The sequence below is a fragment of the Streptomyces sp. NBC_01233 genome (assembly GCF_035989305.1).
Classification (GTDB): Bacteria; Actinomycetota; Actinomycetes; order Streptomycetales; family Streptomycetaceae; genus Streptomyces.
The window spans coordinates 7,224,412-7,243,040 of the sequence record NZ_CP108514.1 but is presented as its reverse complement, the minus strand read 5'-3'; the positions used below and the strand labels follow the sequence as shown (position 1 = coordinate 7,243,040).

15 protein-coding genes and 1 pseudogene are annotated in these 18,629 nt (G+C 73.4%); 12 read left to right on the top strand and 4 right to left on the bottom strand.

All coding sequences use genetic code 11. The features are described 5' to 3' along the window. Positions 1-154: 154 nt before the first annotated feature. The 6 genes from OG332_RS33960 (at position 155) to OG332_RS33935 (ending at position 7,719) form a co-directional block, all read left to right on the top strand. Complete coding sequence (locus OG332_RS33960; RefSeq protein WP_327417026.1) at positions 155-1,561, top strand: tetratricopeptide repeat protein; 1,407 nt, start codon at positions 155-157, stop codon at positions 1,559-1,561. Further along, the gene (locus OG332_RS33955; RefSeq protein WP_327417025.1) at positions 1,534-2,403 is read left to right on the top strand and encodes a glycosyltransferase family 2 protein; all 870 of its coding nucleotides are present in this window, start codon (positions 1,534-1,536) and stop codon (positions 2,401-2,403) included. The genes OG332_RS33960 and OG332_RS33955 overlap by 28 nt, the downstream gene beginning before the upstream one ends. A gap of 311 nt (positions 2,404-2,714) precedes the next feature. Continuing rightward, positions 2,715-3,467, top strand: a complete 753-nt coding sequence (locus OG332_RS33950; RefSeq protein WP_327417024.1) for an aminoacyl-tRNA hydrolase — start codon at positions 2,715-2,717, stop codon at positions 3,465-3,467. A gap of 131 nt (positions 3,468-3,598) precedes the next feature. Further along, entirely contained in the window at positions 3,599-4,951 is a 1,353-nt protein-coding gene (locus OG332_RS33945) for a DUF692 domain-containing protein (RefSeq protein ID WP_327417023.1), read from the top strand. Continuing rightward, positions 4,948-5,973, top strand: a complete 1,026-nt coding sequence (locus OG332_RS33940; protein ID WP_327417022.1) for a TIGR04222 domain-containing membrane protein — start codon at positions 4,948-4,950, stop codon at positions 5,971-5,973. The genes OG332_RS33945 and OG332_RS33940 overlap by 4 nt, the downstream gene beginning before the upstream one ends. 102 nt (positions 5,974-6,075) lie before the next feature. Then, positions 6,076-7,719 carry an alpha/beta hydrolase gene (locus tag OG332_RS33935; RefSeq protein ID WP_327417021.1) on the top strand — a complete coding sequence of 548 codons (1,644 nt, stop codon included), beginning with the start codon at positions 6,076-6,078 and terminating at the stop codon, positions 7,717-7,719. A 113-nt stretch (positions 7,720-7,832) separates the two neighbouring features. On the opposite strand, the gene hemQ is transcribed toward OG332_RS33935, so the two are convergent. Next, positions 7,833-8,555, bottom strand: a complete 723-nt coding sequence (gene hemQ, locus OG332_RS33930; protein ID WP_327417020.1) for a hydrogen peroxide-dependent heme synthase — start codon at positions 8,553-8,555, stop codon at positions 7,833-7,835. A 4-nt stretch (positions 8,556-8,559) separates the two neighbouring features. Next, positions 8,560-10,050, bottom strand: coding sequence for a protoporphyrinogen oxidase (gene hemG, locus OG332_RS33925; RefSeq protein WP_442816389.1), 1,491 nt, complete (start codon positions 10,048-10,050; stop codon positions 8,560-8,562). Between the two features lie 153 nt (positions 10,051-10,203). On the opposite strand from hemG, the gene OG332_RS33920 reads away from it, so the two are divergent. The 3 genes and pseudogenes from OG332_RS33920 to OG332_RS33910 all read left to right on the top strand — a co-directional run. Beyond that, positions 10,204-11,217, top strand: a complete 1,014-nt coding sequence (locus OG332_RS33920; RefSeq protein ID WP_327417018.1) for a DUF4349 domain-containing protein — start codon at positions 10,204-10,206, stop codon at positions 11,215-11,217. Positions 11,218-11,278: 61 nt separating this feature from the next. After that, the gene (locus tag OG332_RS33915; protein ID WP_327417017.1) at positions 11,279-12,670 is read left to right on the top strand and encodes an FAD-dependent oxidoreductase; all 1,392 of its coding nucleotides are present in this window, start codon (positions 11,279-11,281) and stop codon (positions 12,668-12,670) included. A 123-nt stretch (positions 12,671-12,793) separates the two neighbouring features. Next, positions 12,794-12,896 (top strand): annotated as a pseudogene (locus tag OG332_RS33910) (IS481 family transposase); the annotation flags it as partial. A 159-nt stretch (positions 12,897-13,055) separates the two neighbouring features. Here OG332_RS33910 and hemE read toward each other — a convergent pair. Beyond that, on the bottom strand, positions 13,056-14,120 hold the full coding sequence (gene hemE / locus OG332_RS33905; RefSeq protein WP_327417016.1) for a uroporphyrinogen decarboxylase: 1,065 nt from the start codon (positions 14,118-14,120) through the stop codon (positions 13,056-13,058). Positions 14,121-14,211: 91 nt separating this feature from the next. Between hemE and OG332_RS33900 the strand changes: the two genes are divergently transcribed. The 3 genes from OG332_RS33900 to OG332_RS33890 all read left to right on the top strand — a co-directional run bounded on the left by OG332_RS33900 (position 14,212) and on the right by OG332_RS33890 (position 17,321). Next, complete coding sequence (locus OG332_RS33900; RefSeq protein WP_327417015.1) at positions 14,212-14,868, top strand: DUF3000 domain-containing protein; 657 nt, start codon at positions 14,212-14,214, stop codon at positions 14,866-14,868. A 356-nt stretch (positions 14,869-15,224) separates the two neighbouring features. Beyond that, positions 15,225-15,887: a helix-turn-helix transcriptional regulator gene (locus OG332_RS33895; protein ID WP_150517362.1), complete on the top strand. Its 663-nt coding sequence runs from the start codon at positions 15,225-15,227 to the stop codon at positions 15,885-15,887. Positions 15,888-16,037: 150 nt separating this feature from the next. Then, the gene (locus tag OG332_RS33890; protein ID WP_327417014.1) at positions 16,038-17,321 is read left to right on the top strand and encodes a ribonuclease D; all 1,284 of its coding nucleotides are present in this window, start codon (positions 16,038-16,040) and stop codon (positions 17,319-17,321) included. Positions 17,322-17,369: 48 nt separating this feature from the next. Here the strand turns inward: OG332_RS33890 and OG332_RS33885 are convergent, their stop codons facing one another. Further along, a complete protein-coding gene (locus tag OG332_RS33885) occupies positions 17,370-18,539 on the bottom strand; it encodes an alpha/beta fold hydrolase (RefSeq protein WP_327417013.1) in 1,170 nt (389 codons plus the stop codon). Positions 18,540-18,629 lie beyond the last annotated feature (90 nt).

Below are 18,629 nucleotides of genomic sequence, written 5' to 3'. Positions count from 1 at the left end.
CCGCCCGGGGCAGGGGTGGGCTCCACCGGAAGGAGCGGTGGTGCAGCCCCGGGCGGGCTGATGAACAGTGAACGCCCCAGCACGGAAAGTGAGTACCGTGGGCGAAGTGGCAACCCGTTCAACCCGTTCAAGATCGCTTCCGAGGGGGCCGCCATTGGCAGGGGACCGGACACCGAACAACGCGTTAGCGGACGTGATCGCCGAGTCCGGGGCCACGTACTACGCGCTGGCCAGGGAGATCCGCTCTGTGGCGGCCGAGGCCGGCCAGCGGTTGAGTACCGGGCCGTCGGCCGTCGCCTACTGGGTTGCAGGGGGTACACCCTCCGGCCAGACGCCGTTCTACATTGCCGAGGCCCTGACGAGACGGACGAAGCGGCGGGTGACGGTCGCCGAGATCGGTCTAGGCTCCGCTGTCATCGGTGGCGTCCTGGAAGCCGATCCACTGGCCGCCATCGCCGATCTCGGGAGGTCCGTCATGCAACGTCGCCGCGACTTCCTCGGCGCCGCGTTCACCGCCGCCGCCGTCGGCCTGCCTCTGGCCTACGACCACCAAGCGGTCGCCGCGACGCTCCGAGCCGCCGAGACCGGCGGCAGCGTCGGCCCGACCGAGGTGACCACGGTCCGGCAGCTGACCGAGACGTTCCGCAGCGTGGACGAACGCATGGGCGGCGGCCACGGCCTGACCACCGTCACCGCCTACCTCACCGACACCGTCGCCCCGATGCTCACCGCCCGGTTCCCCTCCGCCACGGTCCGCTCCGAGGCATTCGCGGCGGCGGCCCAGCTGGCTTGCCTGGTCGGCTGGAAACACCACGACCTCGGCCGGGAGGGCGCCACACAGCGGTACTACCTGCTGGGCTACCAGCTCGCCTGCGAGGCCGACCCGAACGGCCACGCCGCGTGGATGATGCGGGCCCTGACCCATCAGGCCCTTGACCTGGGCCACCCCCGCTCATGTCCCGAGCTGGCCGAAGCCGCCCTGGGCAGGGCGGCGGGGAAGGTCGACCGGCAGACCGAGGCCCTGCTCCTGGTCACGTGCGCCCGCGCGTACGGGGCCGGCGGCCAGAGCGCCAGGGCGGCACGGGCGCTTCTGGCCGCCGAGGACGCCGTGACGGACACCCGCGACCCAGTCACCGCCTACGCCGCCGCCTCGGGCCCGGTGGCGGCCACGGTCGCCTCCCACATGGGAAAGACCCTGACCGCGATGAAGGACCACACCGCAGCCGAACGGCACTACCGGCGGGCCCTGGCGGGCCGAACCCCGGGCACCTACCAGCTCAAGCACGGGCTGACCATGGCCAACCTGGGGCGATCGGTGGCCGGGCAGCACCGGCACGAGGAAGCCGTGGGCCTGTGGACCAGGTCCCTGGACTTCATGGGCGGCGTGGTCTCCGACCGCAACAGGCAGGCAGTCCGGGAGATCCAGGCGGCGGCGACCCGGTACCGCAAGCGCGGTGTGGCCGGCGCGGCCAGCCTGAACCAGCGCGCCACCGAACTGCTCAACAACCAGGCGCGAAAGGAACGAACACCAGAATGCCGAAGATCGGGGTTGTGGTCCTGACCATGGGCGACCGGCCCGCAGAACTGGGGGCCCTGCTGGCCTCCGTGGGCGCCCAGGAAGGCGATCCGGCAACCGTCGTCGTCCTCGGCCAGGGCGTGAAACTCCCACCCCTCCCGGACGGCGTGGACGGCGTGGAGCTGCCGCACAACCTGGGCATCCCCGGCGGCCGGAACGCCGGCGTGGCCTGGCTGCGCGAGCGCGGCGGCGTGGACGTCGTCGTGGTCCTGGACGACGACGGCCTGTTGCCCCGCACCGACACCTTCCGCCTAGTCCGGGAAGCGTTCGCCAGCAGGCCACGCCTGGGCATCGCGGGCTTCCGCATCGCGGACGAGACCGGGGCAAGCCAGCGCAGGCACGTCCCCCGTCTGGGCGGCAAAAACCCCATGGTGTCCGGGCCGGTGACCACGTTCCTCGGCGGCGGCCACGCCATCCGCATGACCGTGATCGACCAGGTAGGCGACTTCCCCACCCAGTTCTTCTACGCCCACGAGGAGACCGACTTCGCCTGGCGGGCGCTCGACGCCGGCTGGGAGATCGACTACCGGGCGGACATGGTGCTCCAGCACCCCCGCACCGAGGCGTCCCGGCACGCGGTCTACTACCGCAACACCGGCCGGAACCGCGTCTGGCTGGCCAAGCGGCACCTGCCCGCCGTCCTGATCCCGGTCTACCTCGCGACGTGGGCCGCGTACACGCTCGCGCAGCGACCCCCGCCGTCCGGCCTGGCCGCCTGGTGGGCCGGATTCTTCGAAGGCGTACGGGTGCCCTGCCCGCCAAGGCGACCCATGCGCTGGCGGACCGTGTGGCGGATGACCCAGCTGGGCCGACCCCCGGTCATCTGATCGCCGCCGACGACGACGGCCAGGATCTGGTTGTGCTGGCCCTACCTACACAGACGTGCCACCGCAGCGCCTCCTCACTCCATCGAGTGTGACGCCCGCCACGGTGGTAGGGTCTTCGCCGCGCTCGAATGCGACACCGGGACCCGTACCGTACGCGACACCGGCCCGGGCTCCAGCGGGCCCCTATACGACACGACTTGTGGGGGACACGGTGAGTGCGTCGATAAGATCACTCTTCATGCCGCCGATCCTCACCCGCGGCCGGTACCCGGGGCATCCTCCTGGAGGTGGAGCCTGGCATCCTTGGCGGGATGAGCAGCCAGCACACGAACGACATCTCCGACGTGCCCGCGGTCGGCGCGGACAGCCCCTTCCGGCAGGAGCACGCCCTGCGCGACGAGGCCCCGCAGTTCGTCCTGCCGCTGGTGGTCCGGATCGAGAAGGCCGAGCCGCCGGCCCGGACGGACGCCCTGGAGACGGCGGCCCGCGCGGTGCTGGTGCTGCTCACCGACGAGCGGGCGCAGGGCGGGGGCGAGTGGGCCGAGGCGGTCCGCGACTGGCAGGACGCGCGGATCCGCAAGGTGGTCCGCCGGGCCCGCGGGGCGGAGTGGCGCAAGGCGCAGACCCTGCCGGGTGTCACGGTGCACGGTGACACGTCGGAGGTACGGGTCTTCCCGCCGGTGCCCCTGGACGGCTGGCCCAAGGAGCTCGCGAAGCTCCAGGTGTCGGGAACCGATCTGGACGACCCGGAGCCGGTGGCCGCGGTCGAGGAACCGGAGCTGCCGGTGCTGTGGCTCAATCCCGGCCTCGACATGTCGGCCGGCAAGGCGATGGCCCAGGCCGGGCACGCGGCGCAGTTGGCGTGGTGGGAGCTGACCGGCGCGGAGCGCGCCGCCTGGCGGGAATCCGGCTTCCGGCTGGCCGTACGGACGGCCGTGCGCGAGCGGTGGGCGGAGCTGAGCGGGAGCGGGCTGCCGGTGGTCCGCGACGCCGGGTTCACCGAGATCGCGCCGGGCAGTGCGACGGTGGTCGCCGACCACCCGGCGCTGCGCGCCCGGCTCTGACGGCGCCGCTCCGACACCCCCGCGTTCGCGGGAACCTCAAATGTTCCTCTGAACGTCCCCTGCTGCGGTTGGCTCGACTCCGTCGGGGCCATGACATCGGCACACGATGCGTTGAGAGGGGGCGAGGGGACATGAAGCCCATGGCACACCTGGGGGTGGGCATCGGCTGGCGGCCGGAGATCGCGGACGCCGTCGAGCGGCTGCCCGGCCTCGACTGGGTCGAGGTGGTGGCCGAGAACATCTGCCCGGGCCACCTGCCCGAGGCACTGCTGCGGCTGCGCGAGCGCGGAACGCGCGTCGTGCCGCACGGGGTCTCGCTCGGCCTGGGCGGCGCCGACCGGCCGGACCCGGCGAAGCTGGCGGCGCTCGGCGAGCGGGCGGTGGCGCTGGGGGCGCCGCTCGTCACCGAGCACATCGCCTTCGTACGGACCTCCTCGCCCGCGCTGGAAGCCGGGCACCTGCTGCCGGTGCCGCGGACGCGCGACGCGCTGGACGTGCTGTGCGAGAACGTACGGATCGCGCAGGACGCGCTGCCCGTGCCGCTGGCTCTGGAGAACATCGCGGCGCTGTTCTCGTGGCCGGGCGAGGAGCTGACCGAGGGACGGTTCCTCACGGAACTGGTCGAGCGGACCGGTGTCCGGCTGCTCGTCGACGTGGCCAACCTGCACACCAACCGGGTCAACCGGGGCGAGGACCCTGCGGCCGTGCTGGACGCGATCCCGCTGGAGGCACTGGCGTACGTGCATGTGGCGGGTGGGGTCGAGCGCGGCGGCGTGTGGCACGACACGCACGCGCACCCGGTGCCGCCGGTGGTGCTCGACCTGCTCGCCGCACTCCGCTCCCGGGTGGACCCGCCGGGCGTGCTGCTGGAGCGGGACGACGACTTCCCGCCGGAGGAGGAGCTCGCGGGCGAACTGGCCGCGATCCGGGCGGTGGTGACGGCCGGCCCCGCGGCGCAGGCCCGGGCGCAGACCGCGCCGGAAACCGGCGCAGGGCCGGAGGGCGTGCGCGAAGGCGCCGCCGAGCCGGAGAGCGTGCCGGAAGGCGGCGGGCCCGGGGTCCGCGCCGCCGTCGAGCCCGCCCGGACCCGGGTCGCGCTCGGGCAGGCCGCGCTCCTGTCGGCGCTGGTGGCCGGGACCCCCGTGCCCGAGGGCTTCGACCGCGGGCGCATCCGGGTGCAGGCCCGGGCGCTGGCCGCCAAGCGGGCCGACGTGGTGGCCAGGCTGGCTCCGGAGCTGCCCGAGATCCTGGGCGGCCGCGACCCGTACCGCGAGGCCTTCCTCGCGTACGCCAAGGGCCGCCCGATGACCGCGGGGTACCGCCGGGACGCGCTGGACTTCGCCGAGCACCTGCTGATCCGGGACCTGCCGGCCGATCCGGCCGCGCGGCGCCGGCTCACCGCCTGGTGGCGGGAACGGGCCGGGGTGCGGCCGCCCCGACGGGCGGTCCGCTGGGCCCGGGCGCTCGCGGGGAGGGCGGCATGAACCTCCTCGCCGTGGCGATCTGGATCGCCGTCCTCGTCTCCTCCGTCCTGCTGGTGCGCGGGGTGGGCAGCGGCCGCCCCGCCTCGGCGGGACCCGCGGCCCGTCTCCACGACCTGTCCGAGGCCGCCTTCGTGGTGGGCGGGCCCGGCACCGTCGTGGACGCGGCGCTCGTCGCGATGCTCGGCGACGGCCGCCTGGTGGTCGGCGGTCCGGGCATCGTCCAGGTGCGCCCCGGGGCTCGGGCCACCGACCCGGCCGAGCGCGCCGTCATCCAGGCGCACGCGGGGGCTCCCTCGGGATGGCTGTACCAGGTGCGCTACGCCGCCATGTGCGACCCGGCCGTCCAGGAGCTCGGGGACGCCCTGGCCGCCCGTGGGATGGTGTCCCCGCCCGGATCCGGGCGGACCCGGCGCCGCTGGGGGCTGGCCCAGGCCGTCGTGTGCGCGCTCCTGATCCCGGTGTCGCTGGTGCTGACCTTCGTGGGGCTCGCCCTCGGCAGCGGCGCCCAGGTGCCGTTCATCGTGAAGGTGCTGCCCGTGCTGGTGATCGGCATCGTCATGGGAGTGATCGGCACGGTCCGGGCCAGGAGCCGGACCACCCGGGCGGGGCTGCGGGCGCTGCGGGCGCTGCGTTCCGCCTACGTGAACGACCGGACCCCGCACGTGCAGACCGCCCTGTTCGGGCTGCGCGGCCTGCGGGACCCGTACCTGCGCCAGCAGCTGGTGCCCGCCGCCCGCGGCACCCGGCTCGCCGCGGCGCAGTCGGGCGCGCGCTCCCACGGCACCCACACCTCGTCGTCCGATTCCTCGGCAGAGCTGCTGCCGGTGCTCTGGTGCGCCGCGAGCGACGGGGGCGGGGGTTCGAGCTGCGGAGCCTCGGGCGGCGGCTGCGGAGGCAGCAGTTCCAGCTGTTCCGGCGGCAGCGGTTCGAGCTGCGGCGGCTCCTCCGGTTCCAGCTGTTCGAGCAGTTCGGGTTCCAGCTGTTCCAGCAGTTCGAGTTCGAGCTGCTCCAGCAGTTCCTGATACGCCGACAGGGGCCATGACGGCCGACACCCGCCGGTGATCCTTTACAACGAACACGGTCCGGCCTCTCATCACTTCATACGATGAGAGGCAGGCCCGGTCATGCGGACGAGACTCGCGCGCCACGGAGCCGCCGCGGCGGCGCTCACCCTCGCCCTGTGCGCCCCCACCGCCCGCGCCGCACCGGCCCCGGACGCCGCCGCGGCGGCCGCCGGCATCGGCACCGCCGCCGAGTCGGCCGGCGCCGCGCTCGCCGCCCGCCGCGCCGCCACCGCCGGCCTCGACTTCCGCGCCTGCCCCGACGTCGAGGGACTCCCCGGCCCGGTCCGCTGCGCCACCCTGCGCGTCCCGCTCGACTACGCCCGCCCCGACGGCCCGCAGATCTCCCTCACGGTCAGCCGGGTCACCGCCACCCGCTCCGGCGGAGCGGTCCGCCAGGGCGCGCTCGTCCACAACCCCGGCGGCCCCGGAGCCTCCGGGATGCACTTCCCGCTCGTCGCCGAACTGCCCGAATGGGAGCGGGTCGCCGCCGCCTACGACCTCGTCGGCTACGCACCGCGCGGCGTCGGCCGCTCCGCCCCGCTGTCCTGCCAGGACCCCTCCGCCCGCGCCACGGGCCCCACCCAGGAGCCTGCCGAACCCTCCCCCGCGTACAAGAGGCAGCGCATCGAGGCCGCCCGGGCCTACGCCCGCGGCTGCGCACTGCGGGCCGGCGCGGCCCTGCCGTACTACTCGACCCTGAACAACGCCCGCGACCTGCACGTCCTGCGCGCCGCGCTCGGCGAGCGGAAGCTGACCTTCATGGGCGCCTCGTACGGCACCCACCTCGGCGCCGTCTACGCCGCCCTCCACCCCGGCCACATCCGCCGGATGGTCCTCGACTCGGCGGTCGATCCCGACCCGCGCCGCGTCTGGTACCGCAACAACCTCGCCCAGGCGGCCGGCTTCGAGCGCCGCTGGTACGACTTCCGTGCCTGGGCCGCCCGGCACCACGGCACGTACCGCCTGGGCGCCACCCCGGCGGCCGTGCAGGCGAGTTACGAGCGGGTCCGTGACGCGGTGGCCCGTACGCCCGCCGCCGGGAGGGTCGGCACCGGCGAACTCCGGGCCGCCTACCTCCAGGCCGCGTACTACGACGACGTATGGCCGGAGCGGGCATCGGCCCTGGCCGCCTTCCTGCGCGGCGATCCGGCGGAGCTGGCCGCCCAGGCCGCCCCGGACCCGGCCGCGGCGGCCGGGGCGGAGAACGCGACGGCCGTCTACACGGCGGTGCTGTGCAACGACGCCCCCTGGCCCGCGGACTGGGAGACCTGGGACCGCGACAACACCGAGCTGGCCCGCACGGCCCCCTTCGAGACCTGGGCCAATGCCTTCCTGAACCTGCCGTGCGCCTCCTGGCCGGTGCCCCGGCGGCAGCGGCCGGCGGCGGTCGAGCGGCCGGCCCTGCTGCCGCGGACGCTGGTGGTCGCGGCGGAGCGGGACGGGGCGACCCCGTACCCGGGAGCGCTGGAGCTGCAGCGGCGGCTGGGCGCCGGGGCCGCGCTGGTGACGGAGGCGGGGGCCGGCTCGCACGGAGTGGTCGGCGGACGCAACGACTGCGTGGACCGTCACGTGGAGCGGTATCTGCTGACGGGTGCCACCCCGGGGTGGCGTGTCACGTGTGCGCCGCATCCGGAGCCCGCACCGGTGTCGCTGGACGACCGGGCAGCGGGCGCCCGCAGGGCGCTGCTGCCGCCAGTCGTCTGAACTTCCGGGCGGGATCTCCGGCTGCGTCGTTTCGGGGGCAGGGCCTCCCGATCCACCGGAGGAACTCACCTGACGGTGTGGTCGTCCTCCGGTCCTTCCCCCCAGGGGAGGTATCAGGCGAGCCCGGCCACCAGATCGGCGACGGACTTGCGGCGTCCGGTGTAGAAGGGCACTTCTTCCCGGACGTGCATGCGGGCCTCGGAGGCGCGCAGGTGACGCATGAGGTCGACGATGCGGTACAGCTCGTCCGCCTCGAAGGCCAGCATCCACTCGTAGTCGCCCAGCGAGAAGGAGGCGACGGTGTTGGCGCGGACGTCGGGGTAGCCGCGGGCCATCTTGCCGTGGTCGGCGAGCATGCGGCGGCGGTCCTCGTCCGGCAGCAGGTACCAGTCGTAACTGCGCACGAAGGGGTACACGCTGACGTAGTCGCGCGCGACCTCGTCGGCGAGGAAGGCCGGGATGTGGGACTTGTTGAACTCGGCCGGGCGGTGCAGGGCCATGTTCGACCACACCGGCTCCAGCGCACGGCCCAGCTTGGTGCGGCGGAACAGGTTGTACGCGGTCTGCAGCTCGTCCGCGGTCTCCGCGTGCCACCAGATCATGATGTCGGCGTCGGCGCGCAGGCCGGAGACGTCATAGGTGCCGCGGACGGTGATGTCCTTGGCGGCCAGCTGGTCGAACAGCTCCTGGACCTCGTCGGCGAAACCGGCGCGGTCAGCCTCAGGACTGGGGAGGACGTCCTTCAGCTTGAAGACGGACCACAGGGTGTAGCGGATGACCTCGTTGAGGTCCTTCGCCTTCTTCCCCGCGTTGGGAATCTTCTCTGGTGCAGTCATGTTCCTATTGTCCCGTGCGCTGATCAGTGGTCGGCGCCAGGGGTGCCGTACCCGCACCGAGCGAGGCGAGCACCGCCTCCGCGGCCCGGCCGGCACTGGCGATGCACGCCGGGATGCCCACCCCGTCGTAGAGGGCGCCGCACACCGCGAGACCCGGCAGGGCGGCGGCGGCGCCGCGGATCCGGGCCACCCGGTCGAGGTGGCCGACCGGGTACTGGGGCAGCCCGCCGTCCCAGCGGGTGACGGTGGAGGCGACCGGCCGTGCCGCGAGCCCCACGGCCTCGCCGAGGTCGGCGAGGGAGACGTCGACCAGCTCGCCGTCCTCGCGCCCCAGGTCGGCCTCGTCGGCGTACCGGCCCACCGAGGTGCGCAGCAGGAAGAGCTCGGGATCCGCCCCGGCCCAGGCCCACTTGTTGCTGGAGAAGGTGGAGGCCTTGATGGTCCGGCCGTCGACGGGCGGTACGAGGAAGCCGCTGGCGCCCCCGCCGGCGACGGCGGCCGACAGGTCGGAGCGGCGGAAGGCCATGGTGACCAGGGCCATCGAGGCGTATTCGACCCCGCGCAGCTCGGCCGCGGCGGTGGGCGCGAGCCCGTCCAGGAGGCGTGCGGCGGGTCCGGCCGGGGTGGCCAGGATCACGCCGTCGGCCTCGATCGTCTCGGTGGCCCCGGCGGTCCCCGCGCCGGCCACGATCCGCCAGCCTTCAGGCGTACGCACGACCTCGGTGACGGGTGCTCCGGTGACGATCCGCGCTCCGGCCGCGCGGCAGGCCTCGGCCACGGCGAGCGGGAGCCGTCCGATGCCGCCGTCGATGCCGGCGAAGACCGGACCGGCCTGCTGGGGACCGGCCGCCGCCCTCTGCTGCAGTTCCCGTACTCCGTCGGACAGCAGCGCGTGCGTCCGGGCGGCCTCGAAGAGCTGGGGCACGGCGGCCCGCATGGAGATGCGGTAGGCGTTGCCCGCGTAGACGCCGCCGAGCAGAGGTTCCACCAGCCGGTCGACGACCTCGTGGCCGAGCCGGGCGGCGACGTACGCGCCGACGGCGACGTCCTCGCCGATCTCGGTGGGCGCGAGCGTGCGCTCGGCCTCGATGCGGGCCAGCCCCTCCGCGGAGAGGACCCCGGAGGCGGCGAGCGGCCCCAGGTCGCCGGGGACCCCCATGACGTGTCCGCGCGGCATGGGCCGCAGCGCGCCCCGGGTCCACAGGTGGGCGGTGGCGGTGGCGGGCGGCTGCACGGCTTCGCCGAGGCCCACGGCCCGGGCGAGGTCCACGCCTTCGGGGCGGCGGGCGAGCATGGATTCGGCGCCGAGGTCGACACGGGCCCCGGCGAGCTCGCCGGCGTACAGCTTGCCGCCGAGGCGCGTTCCGGCCTCCAGCAGCGTGACGCGGGCGCCTTCGGCGAGCAGCCGGTGGGCCGCCGCGAGGCCCGCGATGCCGCCGCCGATGACGACGACATGGCCGGGGGAGCCCGACCGGTCCGGCCGATCCGTACGCATGTCCGCTTCGTGCATGGACACATCGTCTCAGACCGATCTCCGAGGCCGGACCGTGACCGCATCGGGACCGGCCCGGGACCGTACGAGCGAAACCCGCGGCAGGACTCTGTACGTCGAAACGGCAACACCAGCCGATCATCGGGGGTTTGCACGATGCATGCTCTGCACAGACACCGTTCCGCGGCGGCCCTGGCCGCCCTCTCCCTGGCCGGGGCGCTCGCGCTCACGGGCTGCGGCGCGGACGCCGGGGGCAAGACGTCCTCGGCCGACCGGGCGGCGGTCGCGCCGGCGCCCGCCCAGGACGGCAAGGCGCCCCAGGGCGCGGAGGGCGCGAAGGGCGCCGCGGCGGCCCCGTCGGCCGCCCCGGCCGACAAGAACGCCCCGCCGTCGGCCCCGGTCCGCCCGAACGTGATCCGTACGGCGACGCTCGGCATCGAGACGACGGACGCCCAGAAGGCCCTCGCCGCCGCCCGCGCCGCTGCCGACGGGGCGGGCGGCTACGTCGGCAACGAGTCCACCAGGCGCGGCGAGGACGGCCGGATGACCTCGACGGTGACCCTGCGGGTACCCGGCGAGCGCTACGACTCGGTGCTCAGCGCCATGGAGGGCAGCGGCAAGCTCCTGCACCGCAAGGTCGACGCGCAGGACGTCACCGAGAAGGTCGCCGACATCGGCAGCCGCGTCGCCTCGCAGCAGGCCAGCGTGGCGCGGGTGCGGGAGATGATGGGCAAGGCCACGGCCCTCGGCGACGTGGTGATGCTGGAGAGCGAGCTGAGCCGGCGCCAGTCCGACCTGGAATCGCTGCAGGCCCAGCAGACGGCGCTGAAGGACCAGACCTCGATGGGCACCATCACGCTGGAGGTCACGGAGCCCGCCCCGAAGCCGGAGGTCACGGAGAAGAAGGAGAAGGAGCCCACCTTCCTGGACGCCCTGAGCGGCGGCTGGGAGGTCTTCACCACGGTCGTGCGGTACCTGACGGTGGCGGTGGGAGCGCTGCTGCCGTTCGCGCTGACGGCGGCGCTGGTGGTGGCGCTGGTCCGGCTGTACCGCCGGCGGCTTCCGGCGCGCCCGAAGGCGACTGCGGTCCCGGCCCCGCAGCGGACCGCGGCCCAGGTCCCCGCACCCCGGACGCCGGCTTCGGACACCGAGGCCGACGTGCAGGACTGAACGCGCGTTCGCCCGTAGCGTGTTCACCATCCGATGACGGGGTGAAGGGGCGGTACGGACGATGGCGACGGAACGACTGGTGGTGGTCGGCGGTGACGCGGCGGGGATGTCCGCCGCGTCACAGGCCCGCAGGCTCAAGGGCCCGGCGGAGCTGGAGATCGTCGCCTTCGAGCGCGGGCACTTCACCTCGTACTCCGCGTGCGGCATCCCGTACTGGGTCGGCGGCCGGGTCGCCGGGCGCGACGAACTGATCGCCCGCACCCCCGAGGAGCACCGCGCCCGGGGCATCGACCTGCGCACCCGCACGGAGGTCGTGGAGCTGGACCTGCCCGGGTCCCGGGTCCGCGCCCGCGATCTGGACAGCGGATCCGAATCCTGGACGGACTACGACAAGCTCGTCCTGGCCACGGGCGCCCGCCCCGTCCGCCCCCGGCTCCCCGGCATCGGCGCGCACGGGGTCCACGGCATCCAGACCCTGGACGACGGCCAGCGCCTGATGGACTCACTGGAGCGCACCGAACGCACCGGGGGCAGGCGGGCGGTGGTGGTCGGCGCGGGCTACATCGGCGTGGAGATGGCGGAGGCCCTGGTCGGGCGGGGCTTCGAGGTCACCGTCCTGCACCGGGGCGCTCAGCCGATGGCCACGCTGGACCCGGACATGGGCGGCCTGGTGCACACCGCGATGAACCGGATGGGGATCCGCACGGTCTCCCGCGCCGAGGTGACGAAGATCCTCACGGACGAGCAGGGCCGGGCCCGGGCGGTGGCCACGGCCGCGGGCGAGGAGTACGAGGCGGACGTGGTCGTGCTCGGCATCGGCGTGGAGCCCCGTACGGCCCTCGCCCGCGCCGCGGGCCTGCCGCTCGGCCCGTCGGGCGGCATCCTCACGGACCTCTCGATGCGCGTCCGGGGCCACGAGAACATCTGGTCGGGCGGCGACTGCGTGGAGGTCCTGGACCTGATCGCGGGCCGCACCCGGCACATCCCGCTGGGCACGCACGCCAACAAGCACGGGCAGGTCATCGGCTCGGGCGTGGGCGGCGGCTACGCGACCTTCCCCGGGGTCGTCGGCACGGCGGTCAGCAAGGTCTGCGACCTGGAGATCGCCCGTACGGGACTGCGCGAGCGCGACGCCCTGGAGGCGGGCCTGCGCTTCGTGACGGCCACGATCACCTCCACGACCACGGCGGGCTACTACCCGGGCGCGGCGGAGATGACGGTGAAGATGCTGGCGGAACGCCGTACGGGCAGGCTGCTCGGCGTCCAGATCGTCGGCGGCGCGGGGTCCGCGAAGCGGGTGGACGTCGCGGCGGTCGCCCTCACGGCCGGCATGACGGTGGACCAGATGGTCACCCTCGACCTGGGCTACGCCCCTCCCTTCTCCCCGGTCTGGGACCCCGTCCTGGTGGCAGCGCGCAAGGCCGTCTCCGCGGTCCGCTCGGCGGGGGTCTAGCCGCATTGCCCCGGGAGGTTGTGGACGCGTGATGCAGGTCTCGGCTGAGGCGTCTGGAACGGGTGAGGGCCTCCCAGGTTCGGTGTGGATTGCGACATCTACACCAACCAGCAGAAGGCCCTCATGCCCCACCGTAATGCACCCCTGACCGAGACCGGACGACTGCGCCTGGCCCGCTGCGTGGTCGAGGACGGCTGGCCGCTACGGCGAGCCGCAGAACGCTTGCGTAGACGAAGAGGTGCTCGGTGTGGTGCTCGTCCAGCCGGTCGTGCTTGCTCCGGACGAGGCACCAGACCCCGTCGACGGTCTGTCCGTCGGATATGCGAAACGTCGGCCCGTGCCATGTCATGCACGGCACGGTACCGACGTTTCGATCTTGCTCGGATCAGCGGGCCGTCTTGGTGTGGACGTAGTCCACCAGGCGGGTCAGCGCGTCGGGGTCGGTCGTCGGGAGGACGCCGTGGCCCAGGTTGAAGACGTGGCCCTCCAGGCCGGCCGCGGCCGCGAGGACCTCGTCCGTCTTGGCCTCGACCGCCTCCGGCGTGGAGAAGAGCACCGCCGGGTCCAGATTGCCCTGGAGTGCCTTGCCGGGACCCACGCGGCGGACGGCCTCGTCCAGCGGGACCCGGTAGTCGACGCCCATGACGTCGGCGCCGGCCTCGCCCATGAGGCCGAGGAGCTCGCCCGTGCCCACGCCGAAGTGGATGCGCGGGACCCCGTACGAGGCGACGGACTCCAAGACCTTCGCCGACGCGGGCATCACCGAGCGACGGTAGTCCGCCGGGGGGAGCGCGCCGACCCAGGAGTCGAAGAGCTGGACGGCGGAGGCTCCGGCCTCGATCTGGACCTTCAGGAAGGCGGAGGTGATCTCCGCGAGGCGGTCCAGCAGGTCGGCCCACAGCTGCGGGTCCCCGTACATGAGGGCCTTGGTGTGCTCGTGGTTCTTCGAGGGACCGCCCTCGACGAGGTAGCTCGCGAGGGTGAAAGGTGCGCCCGCGAAACCGATCAACGGCGTGGAGCCCAGTTCACCCGTGAGCATGCCGATCGCCTCGGTGACGTACGAGACGTCCTCGGGGGTGAGGTCGCGCAGCTGTGCGAGGTCCTCGCGGCGGCGGATCGGCTGGGCGACGACCGGGCCGATGCCCGGCTTGATGTCCAGGTCGACGCCGATGGCCTTCAGCGGGACCACGATGTCGGAGAAGAAGATCGCCGCGTCGACGTTGTGGCGCCGCACCGGCTGCAGCGTGATCTCGGTGACCAGGTCGGGGCGCATGCAGGACTCCAGCATCTGCGTGCCCTCGCGCAGCTTGCGGTACTCCGGCAGCGAGCGCCCGGCCTGCCGCATGAACCACACCGGGGTGTGCGGCACCGGCTCGCGCCGGCACGCCTTCAGGAAGGCGGAATCGTACGTCTGACTCGGCTGGCCCGTCGGGCGGTCGTTGGCACTCACGACCCAAATCTTCGCACGTATGAAGAAGTGCCCGACCCGGCGCGGGTGTCCCTGCGCCGTACGGGCGCACATACCGCCTAGTCTTCCCCGCATGGCTGCGGCTCAGGGACGATTTTCAGATGGCGCTGACGGTGTGGACAGCGCGAAGGAGAGCTCCGTCCCGCTCCCGTTCCGCCGGGCGGTCGACGGCTTGAAGAAGGCGCGGCTGCGCCCGGGCATCGAGATCGACCCGACGAAACCGCCCCAGAGACTGGCCCCGCACGCCTACGCGCTGGAGGCCGTGGTGGTGGACGGCGAGGACGACCTCGCCGACGGGCGGCTGATCCTGCTCCACGATCCGGCCGGGCACGACGCCTGGCACGGGACCTTCCGGCTGGTGACGCTCGTCAGAGCGGAGCTGGAGCCGGAGATGGCCGCGGACCCGCTCCTCCCCGAGGTGTGCTGGTCCTGGCTGACCGGGGCCCTGGACGCGCGCGGGCTGACGTACGGGGAGACGAGCGGGACCGTGACCATGGCGAGCTCGCACTACTTCGGCGGGCTCGCGGAGCGGCGGCCGGCCACGCAGATCGAGATCAGAGCCTCGTGGACGCCCCGCGAGGGGGTGGGCGGGGTGCCGGACACCTCGGCGCACCTGTCGGCGTGGTGCGAGCTGCTGTGCCAGATCGCGGGGCTGCCGCCGGTGGGTCCGACGGACACCGTCACGGGAGTGGTCTCCCTGCCACAGCGGCGCGGTCCGCACCACCCGTAGCCGTACGGCCGTGCCCCGAGACCGTCCACAGGCCGTCCGCCGACCGCCTGCAGGCCGGCCCGCAGACCGTGCGCCGGCCGCCCGGGGACACCCGGAGACGGCCGCCGACGTCCGGCACGTACAGAACGAGCGGTCGAAGCCCGCAACGAAGTGTCGGAAGGCGGCGTCCATTGTGGGCTTCTGATCACCCTATGATCGATCGTGCGTCCGAATTGCCCGAATTGTTACTCACCAAATCGTGATCATTCCCTAAAGCCGGGCGGGTGACGTGCCGAAGGAGTCAGTGACCATCCGCACGGTTCGCACCGGCTTCCTTCCCCGAGCCGGCCGTCCCGCCACTCCCCCAGGAGGCCTAGGTGTCCGTTCTTCTCGAGCAGCCCGCAAGCCTGGTCGCCTACCGCCCGAACAAGCCGACGGCCATGGTCGTCGTGGCCGACCCGCGCGTCCGCTCCACCGTGACCCGCCATCTGTGGGCCCTCGGCGTACGTGACGTGATCGAGGCGTCGTCCATCGCGGAGGCCCGCCCCCGCGTCGGCAGCCCGCGCGACATCTGCGTGGCCGACGTACACCTGCCCGACGGTTCCGGTCTCACCCTGCTCTCCGAGACCCGCGCAGCCGGCTGGCCCAACGGCCTGGCCCTGTCCGCCGCCGACGACATCGGCGCCGTACGCAACGCCCTCGCGGGCGGAGTGAAGGGCTACGTCGTCACCGGTACGCGGACCAACATCGGGCTCCCCACCCGCCCCGGCGCCGCCCCCATCGGTGCCGCGGCCGCCCGTATGCACCGCCGCCCCCCGGGTGCCCCGAACCACCCGGGCGGCTACCGAGAGCTCTCCGGCCGCGAGGTCGAGGTCCTGCGCCTCGTCGCGGAGGGCCAGTCCAACAAGGCCATCGGCGTCTCGATGGGCCTGTCCGCCCTGACCGTCAAGTCCCACCTCGCCCGGATCGCCCGCAAGCTGGGTACCGGTGACCGCGCCGGAATGGTCGCCGTGGCGCTGCGCACCGGGATCATCCACTGAGCGCGGGGCGGAGCTCCCGGATAACCTCCCCCGGACCCGGTCCGGGGGAACCTCCGGGAGTACCCCCGGAAAACTCCCCGCATACTGCCCGCGCCCGTCGCCGGAACGTTCCGGCGACGGGCGCGTCGTATACACGGATACCCTTGACCGGTGACCGACGCCCAAGAGACCGCAGCAGACCTGCGCACCACCACCGGGGGCGGCCCCCCGGACGACGTCGTTGTTCCGCCCGGTGGGGTGCCGATTCCGTTGCTGGAGCCCCGCGAGGGGATCCCGCCGGTGGCCGCCGACGCGGACGCCCTCGCCCAAGTGGTCGCGGCGTTCGCCGCGGGCACCGGCCCCGTCGCCGTCGACGCCGAGCGAGCCTCCGGATACCGCTACGGCCAGCGCGCCTACCTGGTGCAGCTGCGCCGCGAGGGTGCGGGGTCCGCGCTGATCGACCCGGTGGGCTGCCCCGACCTGTCCTCGCTGGGCGAGGCCCTGTCCGGCACCGAGTGGATCCTGCACGCCGCCACCCAGGACCTGCCGTGCCTGCGCGAAATAGGCATGGTGCCCACCTCCCTCTTCGACACCGAGCTGGCCGGCCGCCTCGCCGGCTTCCCCCGGGTCGGACTCGGCGCGATGGTCGAGAGCGTTCTCGGCTACGCCCTGGAGAAGGGCCACTCCGCCGTCGACTGGTCCACCCGCCCGCTCCCCGAGCCGTGGCTGCGCTACGCCGCCCTGGACGTGGAGCTGCTGGTGGACCTGCGGGACGCGCTGGAGAAGGAGCTGGACCGGCAGGGCAAGCTGGACTGGGCCCGCCAGGAGTTCGACGCCATCGCCTCCGCTCCGCCCGCACCGCCCCGCAAGGACCCCTGGCGCCGCACATCCGGCATGCACAAGGTGCGCCGCCGCCGTCAGATGGCGGTCGTACGGGAGCTGTGGGAGTCCCGGGACCGGATCGCGCAGCGGCGCGACGTGTCGCCGGGCAAGGTACTGGGCGATGCCGCGATCGTCGAGGCCGCCCTGGCCCTGCCCGCGAACGTGCACACCCTGTCCGCGCTGCCCGGCTACGGGCAGCGGATGGGCCGGCGCCAGCTGGACCAGTGGATGGCCGCCGTGGACCGGGCGAAGGCCCTGCCCGAGAACGAGCTGCCGCAGCCGGGGGCGACCCCGGCCGGTCCGCCGCCGCCGCGCTCCTGGGTGGACAAGGACCCGGCCGCCGCGGCCCGGCTGTCGGCGGCCCGCAGCGCCGTCTCGGCGCTGGCGGAGGCGCTCAACCTGCCCCAGGAGAACCTGATCACCCCGGACACCGTCCGCCGGCTGTGCTGGGAGCCGCCGCAGCGGCTCGACGCCGACGCGGTGGCGCAGGCCCTGGCCGGCTACGGTGCCCGCGCCTGGCAGATCGAACAGGTGACCCCGGTCCTGGTCACGGCCCTGGCCGCCACCGCCTGACCCGGCCCGATGTGCGGTGGAGCCCCCGGCCCGGTGCCGGGGGCTCTGCTAGATCGTGTCCGTGTAGGCGCCGTCCTCGTCCACGTAGAAGCTGCCCTTCTCGAGGTCCTCGACCTTGGTGTGCTTGAGCCACTGCCTGGACAGCTGGTGCAGGACCTTGTGCTGGCGCTCCCAGACGATGGAGTGCCCGGCGCCGGCCACCCGGAACATCAGCTTGCGGACGCCGGGGATCGCGTCGTAGAACGCCGGGACCGAGAAGGTGGGCGAGTTCGCCGTCTGGTCGTGCTCTCCGTAGACGATCATCACCGGGACCTCGTCCCCGAGCACGCCGCCGATCGGGACGGTGTGCTTGTTCCAGCCCCACCAGAAGGAGTTGCGGAACCGCAGGACGCCCTCGGGCGATCCGGCGACCGGGCCGCCCCAGGCCTTGCCGACCGCGTCGACGGCCATGCACTCCTTCCACACCGCCTCGACCATGCCGGCGGCCCGCTGCTTCTTGCTGTGCACCTCCTTGTCCCAGGCGCTTTCGAGACCCGTCCTGCTGGTGAGGTTCATCGGGAAGCCGAACAGGGACGGCGGGTTGGACACGGGAAACGTCGGGACCGGTGCGCCGAAGCTGTCGGGCGGCACGCTGGCCCGGCCGTCGGGCGGATAGATCGGCGCCAGGAGGAGCAGACTGTCCACCTTCCCGGGGTGCTGGATCGCGTACGGCCCGAACACGAAGGCGGCGGCCGACTGTCCGACGAGCGACACCTTGGTCACGCTCCGCAGGTTCCTGATGAACTCGACGACCGTGTCGACCTCGCCCCACTCGCTCTCCGAGTTCCCCAGCTCGTGCGGGTAGGGCGGGGGGCTGGTGTCCGACAGCGGGTTCGGGATCAGGATGCTCTGGTGCAGCGGGTTGGCGTTGCGGGGCTTGTCCATCTCCGGCCGCGGCGAGAGGCCGGATCCCGTGAGCTCCATGAGGAACACGTCGAATCCCGAGTCGGCCAGGAAACGCGCCCAGTTGTACTTGCCTCCGTCGTGCTGGAGGTCGAAGGCCACGACCGACGGAACGCTTCTGCCGTGCAGCATCAGAACGGCCTTGCGCTGCGCGTTGGGGCCAGTCGGTGTGCCGTCGTATTCGCGCACGAACAGCTGGACGACCTGCCCCTTGACGGCGGGGACGGACGAGGTGTGCGGGACCTGGTGGTTCACGGCCGGGGTGGTGGGGGGCATCGCTGGCATCCGATCCGTCGACTCAGCCGGAGGAGGGACGCTCCGGCCGGGTCAGGATCGGGACGGTCCGGCGGAAATGCCACGACCACG

What these genes read in the sequence shown, in the direction of transcription:
- OG332_RS33955 (WP_327417025.1), top strand. Translation starts at nt 1,534, where the DNA reads ATGCCGAAGATCGGGGTTGTGGTCCTGACCATGGGCGACCGGCCCGCA.
- OG332_RS33950 (WP_327417024.1), top strand. Translation starts at nt 2,715, where the DNA reads ATGAGCAGCCAGCACACGAACGACATCTCCGACGTGCCCGCGGTCGGC.
- OG332_RS33945 (WP_327417023.1), top strand. Translation starts at nt 3,599, where the DNA reads ATGAAGCCCATGGCACACCTGGGGGTGGGCATCGGCTGGCGGCCGGAG.
- OG332_RS33940 (WP_327417022.1), top strand. Translation starts at nt 4,948, where the DNA reads ATGAACCTCCTCGCCGTGGCGATCTGGATCGCCGTCCTCGTCTCCTCC.
- OG332_RS33935 (WP_327417021.1), top strand. Translation starts at nt 6,076, where the DNA reads ATGCGGACGAGACTCGCGCGCCACGGAGCCGCCGCGGCGGCGCTCACC.
- hemQ (WP_327417020.1), bottom strand. Translation starts at nt 8,555, where the DNA reads ATGACTGCACCAGAGAAGATTCCCAACGCGGGGAAGAAGGCGAAGGAC.
- hemG (WP_442816389.1), bottom strand. Translation starts at nt 10,050, where the DNA reads ATGCGTACGGATCGGCCGGACCGGTCGGGCTCCCCCGGCCATGTCGTC.
- OG332_RS33920 (WP_327417018.1), top strand. Translation starts at nt 10,204, where the DNA reads ATGCATGCTCTGCACAGACACCGTTCCGCGGCGGCCCTGGCCGCCCTC.
- OG332_RS33915 (WP_327417017.1), top strand. Translation starts at nt 11,279, where the DNA reads ATGGCGACGGAACGACTGGTGGTGGTCGGCGGTGACGCGGCGGGGATG.
- OG332_RS33900 (WP_327417015.1), top strand. Translation starts at nt 14,212, where the DNA reads ATGGCTGCGGCTCAGGGACGATTTTCAGATGGCGCTGACGGTGTGGAC.
- OG332_RS33885 (WP_327417013.1), bottom strand. Translation starts at nt 18,539, where the DNA reads ATGCCCCCCACCACCCCGGCCGTGAACCACCAGGTCCCGCACACCTCG.